The organism is Sinorhizobium chiapasense, from assembly GCF_045277575.1.
GTDB lineage: Bacteria > Pseudomonadota > Alphaproteobacteria > Rhizobiales > Rhizobiaceae > Ensifer > Ensifer chiapasense_A.
Genome location: NZ_CP144205.1, coordinates 1,258,612 through 1,275,768 on the forward strand (window position 1 = coordinate 1,258,612; position 17,157 = coordinate 1,275,768).

A 17,157-nucleotide genomic window follows, 5' to 3' on the forward strand; every position below is an offset into this window, starting at 1 on the left:
GCAAGGAACGGATATGACGAAAATCTGGAAGGAAACCGGCTTCGTGGGCGACGATCCCTGGATCATCGAGACGGAGGAAACGAAGGCGGGCTCGAACGAGAAGGCGATCATTGGCCTCGATGCGTTCCTCGCCAAGGTGGAAACGAGCGACGAAACCGGCCTCGGCGTGGTCATCGCGCCGGCGGATGACGTGACGAAGCTGGCGCCCCATCTCGATCGCGTCGCTCTCGTGGCGGTGGCATTCCCGGCCTTCAACGACGGTCGCGCCTTCAGCCACGCGTCGCTGCTGCGCTCGCGTCTTGGCTTCGACGGCGAGGTGAGGGCGGTCGGCGACGTGCTGATCGATCAGATCCCGCTGATGTTGCGCTGTGGTGTCGAGAGCTTCGCGGTCAGCAATGCGACGGCTCTCAAGCGCCTTTCGGAAGGACGTCTGCCGGGGATCGCCAACCACTACCAACCGACGGCAAGGCCCTCGACCGACGCAAAATCCTATAGCTGGCGGCGGGTTTCATGAGGCAATGCCAGGAATAATGTGATGCGGTTTTCCTCTCGCCTCGCGCAAGAAGTGGGCCGAATCGGCCGCGACAGTGTGAAGCACGCTGAAATCCCCGAAAGCGACTATATTTGGAAGGGAATTCCTTCCCATCGCTCGTGGCTTGGAATATCCGGTCATTGTTGATAAACAGGGTCATCATTACAGGACTTTAGCCAGATGAATGCTCCGGCAAAAACGGAAGATTTCGCGATCCAGGCACCGGCAGGCGTTTACGTCGAGACGGTGACGAGCGTTGAGCATTATACGGATCGGCTCTTCCGCTTCCGCATGACCCGTCCTGCGGAATTCCGTTTCCGCTCGGGTGAATTCGCGATGATCGGCCTGATGGTTGGCGACAAGCCGATCTATCGCGCCTATTCGATCGCCAGCCCCGCCTGGGACGAAGAGCTCGAGTTCTTCTCGATCAAGGTGCCGGATGGCCCGCTGACCTCGCACCTGCAGGCGATCAAGCCGGGTGACAAGGTGCTGATGCGCAAGAAGCCGACCGGCACGCTGGTGCTTGATGCGCTGGTTCCCGGCCGCAGGCTCTATATGTTCTCGACCGGCACCGGCATTGCGCCTTTTGCAAGTCTGATCCGCGATCCGGAAACCTATGAGAAATTCGAGGAAGTGATCCTCACCCATACCTGCCGCGACGTCGCCGAACTGAAGTACGGCTTTGATCTCGTCGAGGAAATCCGCAACCACGAGTTCCTGAACGAGATCGTCGGCGACAAGCTGCGCCACTATGCGACGGTGACCCGCGAGGACTATCCGTTCAAGGGCCGCGTCACCGACCTGATGGTCAACGGCAAGTTCTTCTCCGATCTCGGCCTGCCGCCGCTCGATCCGGTTGTCGACCGCGGCATGATCTGCGGTTCGACGGCGATGCTGAAGGACACCAAGGAAATCCTCGAGGCAGCCGGGCTGACCGAGGGCGCCAACAACAAGCCGGCCGAATTCGTGATCGAGCGGGCCTTCGTCGGCTGATCCCGGTTCCAGGTAATCTTCGATTTTGCGAAAGGCGTCCCCGGGGCGCCTTTCGTCGTTTGTGGTGGGCACTCGTCGCCAAGGGCGGAGCCATTTCATCCGTCGTGCCGATGGTATCCCATATCCTGGTGACCGAGCACGATCTGCGCGGCCTCCTGCGAAGAGGCTTTCGATTTGGCATGTGCGCCGCCTGAGGACCGGAAGTATGATGCCAACGGCGTGATGCATGGATTGAAGGCGTGAGAGCGAAGAAATCTTTGTCAAAGCAAATGGTTGCGGTGATTTCTTCGCACTTGTGCGACCGGTCCTCAGGCGTCTGACAGATAGTTCATCAATTCCGTCATGGCCGCAGACGCAGTTGAAGCATCACCCCTTTCGATCGCATCGATCACGGTGACGTGGCGGCGGACCGACCCAGCCATCTTTTCCGGAGAGGAGGACGCAAACCAGATGCGGCGCGCATGGGTCTGCAAAGGTGCCAGCGCCGCGGTCAGGAAGCGGTTGGGACACGCCTCCTCCATCAGTTCGTCAAAGACCTTGTCGGCCACGAGGAAACCCTCCATGTCGCCTGCGTCGAGGCAGGCGGCCATCTCCGCGCCGCAGGCTTTCATCGCGCTTCGGTCGTCAGCATTCGCGTGTGTCGCGACCAGAGCTGCCGCAAGCGGCTCCAGCTTCTGCCGGGCCTGCATGACATGGACCTGGTCGTCAGGACGGATCGTGGTGATCTGCAGGCCGACACGCGGTCGCACATCCATCAGGCCTTGCCAAGCGAGCTTCTGGATCGCCTCGCGAACCGGCGTTCGGCCAAGCCCCGCGAGCTCGATCAACCGTTTCTCGGTGACCAGGGCGCCGGGCTCGAGCTTCAGTGTCACGATGAGCCGTTCGAGCGCGAGGTAGGCGAGATGCGCTTGGGATTGCAGTGACATGCCGTTCCTTTGCTTCTGATATATCAGGAGCTTGCACAATTTCTCATAAGGAGGCAAGCAAGGCGATCATCGCATCCGAGTATCGCCTTTCAAGCTGATGCGAGCCTTGAGAAAGGTAAATGAGCAAGCGCTCAAAAATCACGAATTTCAAAGGCATGAATAAAGGAAGCTCATCAGCCGTTTCCAGCGGGAATGATGTTGACGAATGGTAAGGGGCTTGTCAGTCTTTCCCTTGGCAACAACCGTCTGACGTCGGCGTTGAGGGGCGCAGGATGCAAGTGGGCGCGTTTCTGGTCTGGTCGCTGATGGTGTTTGCGGGGCTGCTGGCCGTGCCGGCGGTCAGCCACACCAATGCATTGACGACTTTCTCCCTGATGGCATCGTCCGCCGCTTTCGTCGGCATGGCGATCGCCCAGTTCATGGCCGCACGCCCGCCGTTCGTCGAAGCCTTGTTCGGCGGTCTCGACCGCGTTTATCACTTCCACCGCAAGATCGGCATTTCCGTGCTGATCCTGATCCTCATCCATTATTTTCTAAAGCCCGATTTCAAGGGGCTGGCACTGACGAGCGGCCTGAACCACCTGGCCGCCTCGGCCGGGAAGTATGCCTTCTATGGTTTCGTCGTCCTGCTGGTTCTCAGTATCGTCAAGATCATCCCGAGGACAAAGATAGAGATTCCCTACCACCTCTGGCGATACACGCACCGCCTGATCGGCCTGCTCTTCGTTCTCGTCGCTTTCCACCAGATGTTCATCAAGCGTCCCTATGACGGCACTGCGATGCTCGCGGTCTATCTGAACGTTTTTGCCGCTCTCGGCATTCTGAGCTACGCCTATACCCAGCTTCTGCCTTGGCTGAGAACGCGCGGCTACGAGGTTTTTGATGTCGCCAGGGAGGACGGCGCGACCGTGATCGCGGCGCGGCCCCTCGGGCGTCGCCTTCGCGCGAAGCCGGGACAATTCGGGTTTCTGCGCGTGATGAAGCCGGGCCTTCGGGAGCCGCACCCGTTTACGATCGCCGGAATCGAGGCTGACGGCATCGTCCGCTTCGCAATCAAGCCGCTCGGGGACTATACGCAAGCGCTCCGTGCCAATATCGCGGCCGGTGATCGGTTGAAGCTCGAAGGCGGCTACGGCCGCTTCAATCATCGTCGTGGCGGCAAGAAGCAGATCTGGCTTGCCGGTGGCATCGGGGTTACGCCGTTCCTGGCGATGGCACGGCACCTGAAGGGCGACGAAGGACAGCAGATCCATATGGTCTATTGCGTCCGCGACCGGCGCGAGGCGATCGGCCTGGAAACCTTCGAGGCGCAGGCGCGGACGCTCGGAAACTTCAGCTTCGTCCTGCATGATTCCTCTGCGGATGGACGCCTGGACGCGGCCAAGCTGGCAACCGGAAGCGCGATCGATCCGTCGGAGGCCGACCTGTGGTTCTGCGGTCCGCCGCCGCTGAGAGAAGCAATCGTCAAGGGCTTGAAGGAACTCGGCAAGGAACCGAGGCGAATCGAATTCGAGCGGTTTCAGTTTCGATAAGCAGCCGATTTTACGAGCGATTTTTTGATTGAGGAGAGGGTGTTATGCGCGGTCTGCGGAGAAGGCTGGAGAGCGTCTCGCGAAGAGCCGGCCCCGGCACGGGATCATTGGCATTGCGGGCGGCGGTACTGCTTGCCATCTCGCTTTGTCCCGCCCTTGCAGAAGCACGCGATGCCTTCGCCGATGACGCGTTTTCGACCTACAAGGCGAATGTGGAAAACGGTCAGTACATGTTCAACGCCGCAGGCTGCGGCGCCTGTCATGGATCCGGCGACAATACAGAATTGCTTTCCGGCGGCATGGAGATGAACACCGCGATCGGCACCTTCTATGCGCCGAACATTTCTCCGCACGCCAACGGTATCGGCGGGTGGACAAATGCACAGTTCCTGAACGCGGTGCTGGTCGGCCTCGATCGGGAGGGAAACAACCTCTACCCGGTCATGCCCTACACCTCCTATGGCGGGATGAAGCCGGAGGATGCGCTCGACATCAAGGCCTATATCGAAACGCTGCCGCAGTCGGACGCCGCCTCGAAAGAACACGAAATCGCCTTCCCCTTCAGTCGCCAGACGACGATCACGCTTTGGAAACGCAGCCATTTCACGGTGCCCGGCTATCAGCCACGCGAAGAGACACAAGCCGAGCGCGGTCGTTATCTCGCTGAGAATGTCGGTGCTTGCGGCGACTGCCATACGCCACGCACGACCACCTATGGCCTCGATCTGGAACGTGCCTACCAGGGCGAAAAGGATCTGACGGGGGCGGTTGCGCCAGACATCAGCAAGGCGAAGATGGCGGGCCTTGCTTCGCCCGAGGTCTTCACCAAGGGCCTGATCGACGAAGGCAAGAAACTTTCAGGCGCGCCATTCAGCGATCCCGTCATGCGGCGCATCGCCAAGGGGCTGAAAGTTCTGACGGAGGACGATCGGCGGGCGATCTATGCCTTTCTTTCCGACCGCGAAGTGAAGGCGCCGGCGCCGGTGGCGCAATCGGTGACCGCCGTCTGCAAGGAAAACACGGCAGCGGAAGCGCTCGGCGGCGACAATGCGGCGCTGGCACAGCAGGCGGATGCCTTCATCGGCAAGTATTGCCGCAACTGTCACGGACCGGGCGAAAGTTCGCAGGGGAGCTACCCGGCCGGCGATCTCGCTTCGATCGCCGCCGATGCCAATTTCGTAACGCCGGGCGACGCATCGAAGTCGCGTCTCTATTCGACTGTCGTCAGCGGCCGCATGCCGCTCGGCAAGCGGCCCTCGGCTGAAGAGATCAAGGTGCTGGAGGACTGGATCAACGCGCTGAGCGAGAAAAGCCTGCCGCAAACCGCAGCGACCAAGCCCGAGCGCGCGCGCCCGATGTTGACCTATGGGCAGTTCGTCGAGGCGGCGCTTAAGGACATAGGGACTGTCAGCGAACGCGATCGTCCGTTCATGCGCTATTTCTCCTATCGCGACCAATATAACGGCATGATGGGTTGCGAGGACGACCAGACCTTCATGAAGCGCATGGACGTGCTCGCGGGCGGCTTCAAGAAACTGCTGAATTCGCTCTCCTACGGGCCGAATCTGGTCCTGCCGGCGGAGGTCGACGGCACCAACGGGCTGCTGGTGCGCATCGATCTGCGCGAGCTGCAATGGGAGGCCGCGGACTATGACTTCCTGATCAAACGCTATTTCTACGGCACCGATCCGCAGAGCGATCCGTCGCTGGCGGCGCTTTCCAGGGAGACGGCCACGCAACTGCCGATCATGCGGATCGACTGGTTCATGAGCAATGGCGCCCGGCCGGAGATCTACAATCGGCTGATGAGGCTGCCGACGCAGATCAGTGAACTCGAGGCGAGCTTCAAGATCGATGTGGCCGGCAACATTCGCCGGCGCGACGTCCTGCGTGCCGGCTTCGCCGATGGCTCCTCCGGCGTATCCGACCATAACCGCATGCTGGAGCGGCACGACATGCCCTTTGGCGGCTATTACTGGAAATCCTATGATTTCGGCGGCGACGTCGGCAAGCAGGTGCTGAAGCGGTTCCCGCACGGGCCGAAGGAACTCGCTCCGCTCGGTGCGGGCCTGGTGCCGTTCGAACATGATGGGGGCGAGATGATCTTTTCGCTCCCGAACGGATTGCAGGGGTACTACTTATCGACCGCGGCGGGCAAACAGCTTGATGTTGGACCGACGACGATCGTGTCGTTCCGCAAGCGTCCGATCGGCAAGGGCGTCGAGATTATCAACGCGCGTTCCTGCGTCGATTGCCATGCCGACGGCATTCTGTCGAAGCGCGATCAGTTGCGTGAGCATATCGAGACATCGACGCTTTTCAGCAAGGATCAGCAGGACGTGTTGCTCGCCATGTATGTGAAGCAGGAGGAACTGGACGAGGCCTATCGCACGGATCGCGAGCGCTTCGTCGCCGCCCTCAAGGCGCTTGGCGTCACCGAGCCGACGCCCGATGGCCGTCTGCAGAGCAGGCATGCGCCGGGCGACGCAGAGATCATCACCTACTTCGCGGACAAATACGAAGACGAACTCGACTTTGACGGTTTGGCGGCAGAGTTCGACATGACGCCGAAGCAGTTCTCCGATGCCATCAAGCGCGTGACGAACACCGACGTCCTGCGCCTGGGGCTCGACTGGGTGACGACCCTGGAAGCCGGCGGAACGATCCCGCGCAACGAGGTCGAACAGCAATATGCCTTGCTGCTGGAACCGTTGCTCCAGCGCCGTCCCCTGGACACGGCGGCAATCGTCGTTGCCGGTGCCGATCAGCCGTTGGACGCAAAGCCACAATCGATCGCGGTCGCAGTGCCCGATTATCGCAAGGAGATGGCGGAAGCTGGCGACAGGCTCGCGCTCGCACTGAAGGTGAAGTCGACGACGGCGAAGGTCGGCGATCAGCTTTCTTTCGAGCTCAGCGCCAATCAGGCCTGCGAGCTGCAGATCCTCTATGTCGAGGAGAATGGCAATGTCGAGGTCATCCCGAATGTGATGATTGGCAACACGACGCTGCAGCCGGGCGAACGGCGCCTGATCCCGCAGCCGGGGACAGGCACGCTGACCTTCGACACGCCGGCACCATCCGAGTCGATGTTGGCATTCTGCCGCGTCGGCGGGCTTGGCGATCAGAGGCTCACTGTGGAGAAGGCGCGCGACTACGTGGCGAGGTCGCGGTTGCCGCCGACGAGGGGGCTGGCGATCAATCTGGCCAAGCAGGCCCAGGGCGATGGCGGGGCCAGCAGCGTTCAGATGGTAACGTTCGAGATCAAGGATTGACGCGCGAGCCATGGCAAAGGTGATGACATCCCTCATTCTCGTGTCGGCGTTGGTGCTGCCTTTCGCCTGGCCCGCGCCGGCCTGCGATGGCCTTCGCCAGGCGTCCGAGGCGCTGAACCGCGGCGACGAGGCGGCTGCGCGTGCAACGGTCGATCCCGAGCGCTTCGCGGGATGTTCGGCGACTGAGATCGCGCTGACGCGTCGGGTCGCGGCGCTGGTGACCTTCAACCGTGTCGCGGCCGCCGTGGGGCAGGGCGCCAAGCTAGAAAGCTTCGAAGGCGACCTGACGACTGCGAGCAGGGACGCCGGCGGCCCCTGGCAGATCCTCGACGCTCTCGGCGACATCCACCGGGCGCGCCGGGACTATGAGGCGGCGGCGACGTATTATCAGCAGGCGCTGGAAGATACGGCGAACGAAGAGCTGACACCCGATTGGATGGCGCCGGACAAGGGCTACATCCTGCGGCTGGACAGGCTGGCCTCGGAGATGCGACTTGCGGCAAGCAAGCCCGTCAAGCTGGCGGCGCGCGGCGCCTGCAAGTTCTCCTACCGCGGCATATCGATCAGGAAGAAGGCCACGCCGGTGCGCTACGTTTTCGGCACCGCCGAGTTCACACCCGAGGGGCTGCAGTCGGCGAAGGATCTTTTCGAGTGCCTGAAATCAGCAAAACCGCCGACAATCACGCTGATCGGCCATACCGATCCGGTTGGGACGACAGAGGCGAACAAGGCGCTGTCGATCGCACGCGCCGAGGCATTGGCGAAGTACCTCGTCGAAGCTGGCTACCCAGGCACCTGGACAGTCGTTGGCAGGGGCGAGGAAGAGCCCTTCAAACCGGACGATCCGAGCGCCTATGACGAGGTGATGCTGCACCAGCTCGACCGGCGGGTGGAAGTGGATGTGGGGAACTAGCGGTGCTGCACAGGGTCCTGCTTTCGACGGCTCTCGTCGTCCTGCCCGTAGCTCCCGTCCTCGCCGCCACGTCGGCGCTTGTCGTCGGGGTAGATGCCTATCCGCATGAAGTGAGCCTCGACGGTGCAGTCAAGGATGCACGCGATGTCGCGCAGGCGCTAAAGGCGGCCAAAGTCGGCACGATACGGCAGTTCATCAACGAGCAGGCGACGAAGGACGCCATCCGCGCCGCCTGGAGCGAACTGGTCGCCGGCGCAGCTCGCGGCGATACGATCGTCTTCACCTATGCCGGGCATGGCGCGCAGATGCCGGAGTTGGTCGCGGGCAGCGAGAAGGACGGCCTGGACGAGTTCCTGGAACTGCCAGGCTTCGACAGAAGCCGTGCGGAGGAAACGGGCAAGGAGATCATTGTCGACAACGAACTGAACGCCTGGTTCGCGGAGGCGGAGGCCAAGGCCATTCAGGTTCTGTTCGTTTCCGACAGTTGCTTTTCCGGCGGCATGAACCGATCCATATCCGGCAAGACGCGGCTTGCGCCGATCGTGCGAGCGAAGGTACCTCCGCCATCCGAGGAGGCGCTCAAGGGCGCCAAGGTGAAGGAGGCGGAACTGTCCAGCGTGACGATCCTCGCCGCATCGCTGGAAAGCCAGCCGACGCCGGAAGTGGTGATCGGCGGAGAGCCGCGCGGAGCCCTGAGCTGGAGCTTTGCCCGGGCTCTTGAAGGCGCTGCCGACCGTGACGGCGACGGCCGGATCTCGCGCATCGAACTCGAGGACTACGTCTTCTCCAACGTCAAGCTTCAGTCGGAAGCCCTGCAGGTGCCGAACTTTACGCCGCAGTTGCCGCGCTCCGACAAGGAGATTGTTCTGTCGCTGCCGCGCCGTGCAACGACTGGCGCGACCGCGACCAGTGAGGCCAGGACGCGGCTGAAATCACTACGTGACATGGGCTGGACGGGGAAATTGGCACTGAGTGTCACCGGTGCGGCGCCGCCGCTCAACAATCTGGGCGGCAATGGCGTGCCCTACCGCTGGGATGCGGCGACCGGCGTGTTCTATACGCCGAACGGCGATGTCGCCGGCGAGCATATCGCGCCGGAAATGCTCCAGGGCGCCGTCGACAAGTTCATCCTGGTCGACTTCCTGAAGACCTTGGCGGCGCAGAGCCCTGGCAGCGTTTCGCTGACACCGCTCAAGGACATCTATGCGGCAGGGGACCGCCTCAATTTTAGGGCGACGCAGGGCGACTACGCCAACATGCTGGTTTTCAATCTGGCGAATACCGGTGAAGCCCAGCTTCTCGATGCGCAGATCGCCGGCAGCGGCAGCCATGCGTTTCAGCTTCAGGGCCTGGAGGTGGTGAAACCCTTCGGCGCCGATCATCTCATCGTCATTTCGACCAACGCGCCGATCGACGCCATTGCGGCCGCCTTCTCCAACTCCAAGCTCGACGCCGCAGAGCTTCTGCGCCTTCTCGAGACGCGATTGGAAGGCAGCGACAGCACGGTCGCCATCCAACCGCTTTACACCAGGGAGCGGGGCCAATGAGCGCGCGTGGCAGGTCATGGCGTGCGGTGCTTGCTGTGGTGACATGTCTCGCCTTGCATCCTGCTCCGGCCACGGCCGGCGACCGGGCCTTGCTCATTGGTGTCGGCAACTATCCGAACCTGCCGCCGAAGTTCGCGCTTCAAGGTCCAAAGAACGATCTCGTGGCAATGCACGGCCTGCTGACAGGCAGGCTCGGTTTCGACGCGTCCTCGATCCGCGTTTTGAAGGACGAGCAGGCGACGCGAGCGGAGATCCTCTCATCGATGAACTCGTGGCTCGTCGATGCAACCGGGCCCGGCGATCGCGTCTACATCTATTTTTCCGGCCACGGCCTTCAGGTGAAGGATGCGGATGGTGACGAGGCGGATGGACTGGACGAGGCGCTGGCGCCTGTCGATATCATGTCCGGGCAAACCGATTGGCAAGGCGCGGTCCTCGATGACGAGATCGACGAGGTGCTGGAGCGGTTGCAGGGGCGGGTGGTGACGATGGTGATCGACGCTTGCCATTCCGGCCCGATCTCTCGCCCGCCCTCCGACGATATAGCAACGGGCATCGAGGGTGCCCGCTTCCTGCCGCGGCCTCACGCCAAGCCGGTTGAGCAGGCATTGTCGCGCGGCCTCAGGATCGATCTTGCCGTCGTCGACAAGCCGAAGCTCGCGGAAGCGGGCATGACCACCTGGAGCGCGGCTGCGCCATACCAGGTCGCCTGGGACGACGTGCGGCTTCCCGTTGAGGGTCGCCGCGGCGTGTTCACCGCCGCGTTCGTTGCCGGCCAGACCGGAAACGCCGCCGATGCGAACGGTAACGGTTTGACGAGCAACGCCGAGCTTCTCGAGTTCGTAAAGGCGCAATCGACCGCTTACTGCGCATCGCAGGACAAATGCGGCAATCTCGACCCGCAATTGGAAAGCAGGGCGCAGGCTCTTGGCGAGAGCGCAGTCGTACCCGAAAGGCTGGATGCAAGTGGCAACGGGCAGGGGGCTTATCTGCAAGCCGGCACACCGAACCTAGCCCACCCCATCTATCAAGATGCCAGTGCCGTCAGTGCTGTCGGCGACATCATCGGCAAGACAGAGACCGGAGACGTCAGGATTGTCATAGACCGACCGACAGCCATGAAGGCCGGCGACGTTTTCAAGCTGACAGTCACCAGCCGCACCAGCGGCGACCTAATACTCTTCGACGTGAACAGCCAGGGCAAGGCGACGCAAATCTTTCCGAACGAATTCGCGCAGAAGATCACGCCGCTCGCACCAGACGTGCCGCTGACATTGCCGGACGAATATTACGGCTTTGATTTCGAGGCGTCGGGTGCCGGCGAAAACGTCCTCGTCGCATTCGTGGTCAGCGATGCGGTCGATTTGAGCAGCATTGCGCCGAAAGCCCGTGGGCTGAAGGTCGAGCTGAATGCCCGGGAGACGCTCGGCGACATCGTTGCGCGATTGCAGAAGACCTGGACCGATGATCTCGACAGGCGCGGCATCCGTTGGTCCGTCGGCACGTTGCGCTATCGCGTGGAATAAGACGACGATCCGATCGCTGAAAATGAAGACGCCCGCCTTATTGAGGCGGGCGTTTCTCTCGGGCGGTTCTCCGTCCGGAATTGCTTAGTGCAGGATCTGGCTGAGGAACAGCTTGGTGCGCTCGTGCTGCGGATTGTCGAAGAACTCGGCCGGCGAGTTCTGCTCGACGATCTGGCCCTGGTCCATGAAGATCACGCGGTTGGCGACCTGGCGTGCGAAGCCCATTTCGTGGGTCACGCACAGCATGGTCATGCCTTCTTCCGCGAGCGACACCATAGTGTCGAGCACTTCCTTGACCATTTCCGGATCGAGTGCCGAGGTCGGCTCATCGAACAGCAGGATCTTCGGCTTCATGCACAGCGAGCGGGCGATCGCCACGCGCTGCTGCTGACCGCCGGAGAGCTGGCCCGGATATTTGTTGGCCTGTTCCGGAATCTTGACGCGCTTCAGGAAGTGCATCGCGATTTCTTCCGCCTGCTTCTTCGGCATCTTGCGGACCCAGATCGGTGCAAGCGTGCAGTTTTCCAGGATCGTCAGGTGAGGGAAGAGGTTGAAGTGCTGGAACACCATGCCGACTTCGCGGCGCACTTCATCGATCTTCTTCAGGTCGTTGGTGAGCTCGATGCCGTCGACGACGATCTTGCCCTTCTGGTGTTCTTCCAGCCGGTTGATGCAGCGGATCATCGTCGATTTGCCGGAGCCTGACGGGCCGGCGATGACGATGCGCTCGCCCTTCATGACCTTCAGGTTGATGTCACGAAGGACGTGGAAGTCCCCGTACCATTTGTTCATTCCGGTGATTTCGACTGCAACATCCGTTGCAGATACAGTCATTTTGGAAGCAGTGGCGGTATTTGCCATGCGATCCTCCCCTCATTTTATCGTTTATGGGCCGTGTCGAGCACGCGTTCCATGAAGCCTGAATAGCGCGACATACCGAAGCAGAAAAGCCAGAATATGAAGCCAGCGAAAATTAGACCCGAGATCGGTGTGACCGAGGAGGCCCAGTTTGCATCGGTGAAGTTGAAGCGAACGATGCCGAGCAGATCGAACATGCCGATGATCGAGACCAGCGACGTATCCTTGAAGAGGCCGATGAAGGTGTTCACGATACCCGGGATCACCAGCTTCAGCGCCTGAGGCAGCACGATCAGGTTCATCTTCTGCCAGTAGCTGAGGCCAAGGGAATCGGCCCCCTCATATTGCCCCTTGGGAATGGCCTGCAGGCCGCCACGCACCACCTCAGCCATATAGGCGGAGGCGAAGAGCGAGACACCGATCAGCGCGCGCAGGAACTTGTCGAAGGTAACGCCCTGCGGCAGGAACAAGGGCAGCATGACGCTGGCCATGAACAGCACCGTGATCAACGGAATGCCGCGCACCAGTTCGATGAAGGCGGTGCAAAGCATCCTGATCACCGGCATGTGCGATCGTCGGCCGAGCGCCAGGAGAATGCCGAAAGGCAGCGACACCGCGATGCCGACGAAGGAGAGAATGAGCGTCACCATCAGGCCGCCCCAAAGCGGCGTTTCGACGAAGGTCAGCCCAAACCAGCCGCCGGGAAGCACGATCAGGGAGATGACCGGCAGCACCGCAAACAGCAAAATGGCGTTGATGCTCTTGTAAGGGAGCTTCGGCATCAACATCGGCACGAGGAAAACTATGAAGAGGATGCCGACAAGGGTCGGCCTCCACCGTTCTTCGAGCGGGTAGCGCCCGTAGACGAACTGATCGAGCTTCGCATTGACGAAGGCCCAGCATGCGCCGCTCCAGCCCTCCGGCTGCGCGCCGCCCTGTGCAACCGTGGCGCAGACGCCACGCCCGCCTCCGGTCCAAGCGGCGTCAAGGAACAGCCATTGGATCGCCGGGGGCAGGAGCCACGCGAGCACAAGCACGGCGATGATGGTGAGCACCGTGTCCTTCGGCGTGGCGAAAAGGTTTTGGCGCAGCCAGTGGACGATGCCGCCTTCTGCGATCGGCGGAGCCGAAGCTTCGATCATCGAAGCCCGGACGAAAGTTGCCTGGTGTGTGCTCATTGTCTTATCTCTCCACCAGGGCCATGCGGGCGTTGAACCAGTTCATGAACAGCGATGTCGCGAGGCTCAGTGACAGGTAGACGACGATCCAGATCGTGACCACCTCGATCGACTGACCCGTCTGGTTGAGGATCGTGCCGCCGACGGCGACGAGATCCGCATAACCGATCGCGACGGCAAGCGACGAGTTCTTGGTGAGGTTCAGGTACTGGCTGGTAAGCGGCGGAATGATGATCCTCAGCGCCTGCGGAACGACAACGAGGCGAGTCGTCAGGCGCGGTCGGATTCCGAGCGCATGCGCGGCCTCCGTCTGCCCCTTGGAAACGCCACGAATACCGGCGCGCACGATCTCCGCGATGAAGGCCGCCGTATAGAACGAGAGTGCCAGGTACAGCGACAGGAACTCCGGTCCGATGACCGAGCCGCCGGTGAGGTTGAACTTTCCGGCAATCGGAACGTCGAAGGTGATCGGCGATCCGCTCGCGAGGAATGTCACGAGCGGCAGGCCGATGAGGAGACCGACAACGGTCCACAGAAGCGGGAAGCGCTGTCCGGTGGCTTCCTGCTTCTTGTGCGCGTAACGCGCCACCGCGAAGCTTGCGACGATCGCGACGACGAAGGCGAAGAACGTGAATTGCCAGCCGTCACCGAGGATCGGCCTCGGAAAGGCGAGGCCGCGATTGTTCAGGAACATGTTCAGCGGCAGCGCCGCCGATTCGCGCGGCTGAGGCAGGATCGCCAGGACGCCGCTGTACCAGAAGAAGATGACGAGCAGCGGCGGGATGTTCCGGAACACTTCGACATAGGTGAGCGACAACTTGGCGATCAGCCAGTTGTGTGACAATCGGCCGATGCCGACCGTGAAGCCGATGACGGTGGCCGTCACAATGCCGCAGACCGCCACGAGCAGCGTATTGAACAGGCCGACGAACAGTGCGCGCTGATAGGTTGAATCGCTGGTATAGGCGATCAGCGATTGTCCGACGTCGAAGCCGGCGCGCCCCTTCAGGAAGCCATAGCCCGAGGCGATGTTCGCCCGTTTGAGGTTCTCGATCGTATTGTCGGCCACCCAATAGACGAAGGCCGCGAGAACGACGAGGGTGAGTACCTGATAAAAGATGCCACGGACCTGCGGATCGTTGATGATCGACCCGGACGCTTTGCTTTTCTCAGGCGTAGTTGTGACGCCAATCGCCATACAATGCCTCTTTCCCCTTTTCACCCTTTTGGGTGTTCTTATCGTTGGGATGGGGAAGCGGTGGTCCGCTTCCCCTGTCGTGTCAGATCGCCTTAGCGGACCGGCGGTGCGTACTGGATGCCGCCCTTGTTCCACAATGCGTTGAGGCCGCGCTCGATCTTGAGCGGGCTGCCGACGCCGATGTTGCGGTCGAAGACTTCGCCGTAGTTGCCGACGGCCTTGATGATGTTCACGGCCCATTCGTTGGTCAGGCCGAGGTCGGTGCCGATCTTGGAGTCAGCTTCGACGCCGAGGAAGCGCTGAACGTCCGGGTTCGTGGACTTCTTCATTTCTTCGACATTTGCCTGGGTGATACCAAACTCCTCGGCCTGGATCAGGGCGTAGTGGACCCAGCTGACGATGTCGAACCACTGGTCGTCACCCTGGCGAACGGCCGGACCAAGCGGCTCCTTCGAGATGATTTCCGGCAGAATCATGTGATCGTCGGGCTTCGACAGCGTCAGGCGCAACGAATAGAGGCCCGACTGGTCGGTGGTGTAAACGTCGCAACGGCCGGCGTCATAGGCAGCGTTCACTTCCTCGAGCTTTTCGAAGACGACCGGGTTGTACTGCAGGTTGTTGGACTTGAAGTAGTCGGCAAGGTTGAGTTCGGTGGTGGTACCGGTCTGCACGCAGACGGCTGCGCCCGAAAGCTCGAGGGCCGACTTCACGTTCAGGCTCTTGCGAACCATGAAGCCCTGGCCGTCATAGTAGTTGACCGGGCGGAAGTTGAAGCCGAGCGCGGTGTCGCGGTTGATCGTCCAGGTAGTGTTGCGGGCAAGGACGTCGACCTCACCGGACTGCAGTGCCGGGAAGCGTTCCTTGGCCGAAGTGGGCGTGTACTTTACCTTGCTGCCATCCGCGAAGATCGCGGCGGCAATTGCCTTGCAGTAGTCAACGTCGAAACCGCTCCAATTGCCCGAAGCATCCGGTGCCGCGAAGCCGGCAAGGCCGGTATTCACGCCGCACTGGACAAAGCCCTTGGCCTTCACGTCGTCAAGGGTGGCGCCCGAAGCCGCCTGTGTGCCAATCCCCATGACAGCAGCGCCAACGAGAGCTGTCAGAATTCTTCTTGCCATTTTTAGAACCTTTTTCTGTTGTCGTTAGTTCCCGTCTGCAACGCCGCCTCTTCGGGCGCGTGCAGTCTCCGCCACCCTCCTGGCGCGAGTACAGGCTATCTCATGCTCAAATTCCATGAGGGTCAAGAGAGGCTGCCGATTTTCTGATTTTGCATGTGAAAAACTCGAAACAAGCCAGAAAGTTAGGCAGCTTTTGGGGAAAGCGAGCGGGCGCTGGACGAAAAATCGCCAAATGCCCGCCAATAACTGCCAAAACGACACTCCATGATTTTTGCCACTTGACCGCGGTTGTAGCTCATTCGAAGAGTTTCTCATTCGAAATCAGAAGCGGAACATGCAATGGCAGACAGCGGCAATGTGAATGGCAAGAGGGGCATCAACACCCGTCTCGCTCATAGCGGCAACAATCCCTCCGACTATTTCGGCTTCGTCAATCCGCCGGTGGTGCATGCGTCCACCGTGCTGTTTCCCAATGCGAAGACGATGGAAACGCGCGCGCAGAAATACACCTACGGAACGCGCGGAACGCCGACCACGGATGCGCTTTGCGACGCGATCAACGAGCTCGAAGGTTCCGCGGGGACGATTTTGGTGCCCTCGGGTCTGGCTGCGGTGACGGTGCCGTTCCTCGCTTACCTTTCAGCGGGCGACCACGCATTGATCGTCGATTCGGTCTATTTCCCGACGCGCCACTTCTGCGACACGATGCTGACGCGTCTCGGCGTCACCGTCGAATATTACGATCCGATGATCGGTGCGGGTATCGAATCGCTGATCCGCCCGAACACGCGTCTGGTGCACACGGAAGCGCCGGGCTCGAACACGTTCGAGATGCAGGATATCCGCGCGATTGCCACCGCCGCCCATCGCCACGGCTGCGTCGTCACCATGGACAATACCTGGGCGACGCCGGTCTATTTCAAGCCGCTTGACCATGGCGTCGACGTATCGATCCATGCGGCCACCAAATATCCGTCCGGTCATTCTGACGTGCTTTTCGGCACCGTGTCGGCGAACGCCGCGCATTGGCCGGCGTTGACGGAGGCGATGGTCACGCTTGGCGTCTGTGTCTCGCCCGACGACAGCTATCAGATCCTGCGCGGCCTCAGAACCATGGGCATCCGTCTCGAACGCCATCAGGAAAGTGCGCTGACGCTGGCGAAATGGCTTGAAACGCGGGACGAAGTCGCGCGCGTACTGCATCCGGCGCTGCCAAGCTTCCCGGGCCACGAACTCTGGAAGCGTGATTTTAGCGGCGCGAGCGGCATCTTCTCCTTTGTCCTGAAGGCGGAAAGCCCCGATCGTTTCAAGGCCAAGGCGCACGCTTTCCTCGACGCGCTGAAGCTCTTCGGGCTGGGTTACTCCTGGGGCGGGTTCGAAAGTCTCGCCGTTCACGTCGGCCTGGGAGATCGCAAGGTCGCGCTGGCACCGACGGAAGGGCCGGTCATCCGCCTGCAGATCGGCCTCGAGGATGTGCCGGATATCCGCCGCGACATCGAAGCGGGATTGGCGGCGGCGAACGCCGTCTGACGAAAATAGGCGCCGCGACCATTCGCGGCGCCTC

Annotated in this window: 13 protein-coding genes; 8 read left to right on the forward strand and 5 right to left on the reverse strand. The window is 61.3% G+C overall.

Annotated elements, in window-relative coordinates; genetic code table 11:
* The first annotated feature begins 13 nt into the window (after positions 1-13).
* A complete protein-coding gene (locus tag QM996_RS06165; RefSeq protein WP_500269699.1) occupies positions 14-514 on the forward strand; it encodes a DUF934 domain-containing protein in 501 nt (166 codons plus the stop codon).
* 198 nt (positions 515-712) lie between these two features.
* Positions 713-1,525, forward strand: coding sequence for a ferredoxin--NADP reductase (locus QM996_RS06170; RefSeq protein ID WP_500269700.1), 813 nt, complete (start codon positions 713-715; stop codon positions 1,523-1,525).
* 308 nt (positions 1,526-1,833) lie between these two features.
* On the opposite strand, the gene QM996_RS06175 is transcribed toward QM996_RS06170, so the two are convergent.
* Positions 1,834-2,451 (reverse strand): GntR family transcriptional regulator, encoded by a 618-nt coding sequence (locus tag QM996_RS06175; protein ID WP_500269701.1) that lies wholly within the window; start codon positions 2,449-2,451, stop codon positions 1,834-1,836.
* A 272-nt stretch (positions 2,452-2,723) separates the two neighbouring features.
* Here QM996_RS06175 and QM996_RS06180 point away from each other — a divergent pair, with 272 nt between their 5' ends.
* Genes QM996_RS06180 through QM996_RS06200 form a run of 5 tightly spaced genes read left to right on the forward strand, consistent with a single transcriptional unit; the run spans position 2,724 to position 11,241 of the window.
* Positions 2,724-3,983, forward strand: a complete 1,260-nt coding sequence (locus QM996_RS06180; RefSeq protein WP_500269702.1) for a ferredoxin reductase family protein — start codon at positions 2,724-2,726, stop codon at positions 3,981-3,983.
* Between the two features lie 44 nt (positions 3,984-4,027).
* The gene (locus QM996_RS06185; RefSeq protein ID WP_500269703.1) at positions 4,028-7,255 is read left to right on the forward strand and encodes a c-type cytochrome; all 3,228 of its coding nucleotides are present in this window, start codon (positions 4,028-4,030) and stop codon (positions 7,253-7,255) included.
* Between the two features lie 22 nt (positions 7,256-7,277).
* Positions 7,278-8,168 carry an OmpA family protein gene (locus QM996_RS06190; protein ID WP_500269704.1) on the forward strand — a complete coding sequence of 297 codons (891 nt, stop codon included), beginning with the start codon at positions 7,278-7,280 and terminating at the stop codon, positions 8,166-8,168.
* Positions 8,169-8,170: 2 nt separating this feature from the next.
* On the forward strand, positions 8,171-9,715 hold the full coding sequence (locus QM996_RS06195; RefSeq protein ID WP_500269705.1) for a caspase family protein: 1,545 nt from the start codon (positions 8,171-8,173) through the stop codon (positions 9,713-9,715).
* A complete protein-coding gene (locus QM996_RS06200; RefSeq protein ID WP_500269706.1) occupies positions 9,712-11,241 on the forward strand; it encodes a caspase family protein in 1,530 nt (509 codons plus the stop codon). Before QM996_RS06195 ends, QM996_RS06200 begins: the two co-directional genes overlap by 4 nt.
* 84 nt (positions 11,242-11,325) lie before the next feature.
* Here the strand turns inward: QM996_RS06200 and QM996_RS06205 are convergent, their stop codons facing one another.
* From QM996_RS06205 to QM996_RS06220, 4 genes are all read right to left on the reverse strand, one after another.
* Positions 11,326-12,102: an amino acid ABC transporter ATP-binding protein gene (locus QM996_RS06205; protein ID WP_113537665.1), complete on the reverse strand. Its 777-nt coding sequence runs from the start codon at positions 12,100-12,102 to the stop codon at positions 11,326-11,328.
* Between the two features lie 17 nt (positions 12,103-12,119).
* A complete protein-coding gene (locus tag QM996_RS06210; RefSeq protein WP_500269707.1) occupies positions 12,120-13,277 on the reverse strand; it encodes an amino acid ABC transporter permease in 1,158 nt (385 codons plus the stop codon).
* A gap of 4 nt (positions 13,278-13,281) precedes the next feature.
* A complete protein-coding gene (locus QM996_RS06215) occupies positions 13,282-14,475 on the reverse strand; it encodes an amino acid ABC transporter permease (RefSeq protein ID WP_500269708.1) in 1,194 nt (397 codons plus the stop codon).
* 92 nt (positions 14,476-14,567) lie between these two features.
* Positions 14,568-15,593: an amino acid ABC transporter substrate-binding protein gene (locus QM996_RS06220; RefSeq protein ID WP_500269709.1), complete on the reverse strand. Its 1,026-nt coding sequence runs from the start codon at positions 15,591-15,593 to the stop codon at positions 14,568-14,570.
* Positions 15,594-15,932: 339 nt separating this feature from the next.
* Here QM996_RS06220 and QM996_RS06225 point away from each other — a divergent pair, with 339 nt between their 5' ends.
* The gene (locus QM996_RS06225) at positions 15,933-17,123 is read left to right on the forward strand and encodes a cystathionine beta-lyase (RefSeq protein ID WP_500269710.1); all 1,191 of its coding nucleotides are present in this window, start codon (positions 15,933-15,935) and stop codon (positions 17,121-17,123) included.
* Positions 17,124-17,157 lie beyond the last annotated feature (34 nt).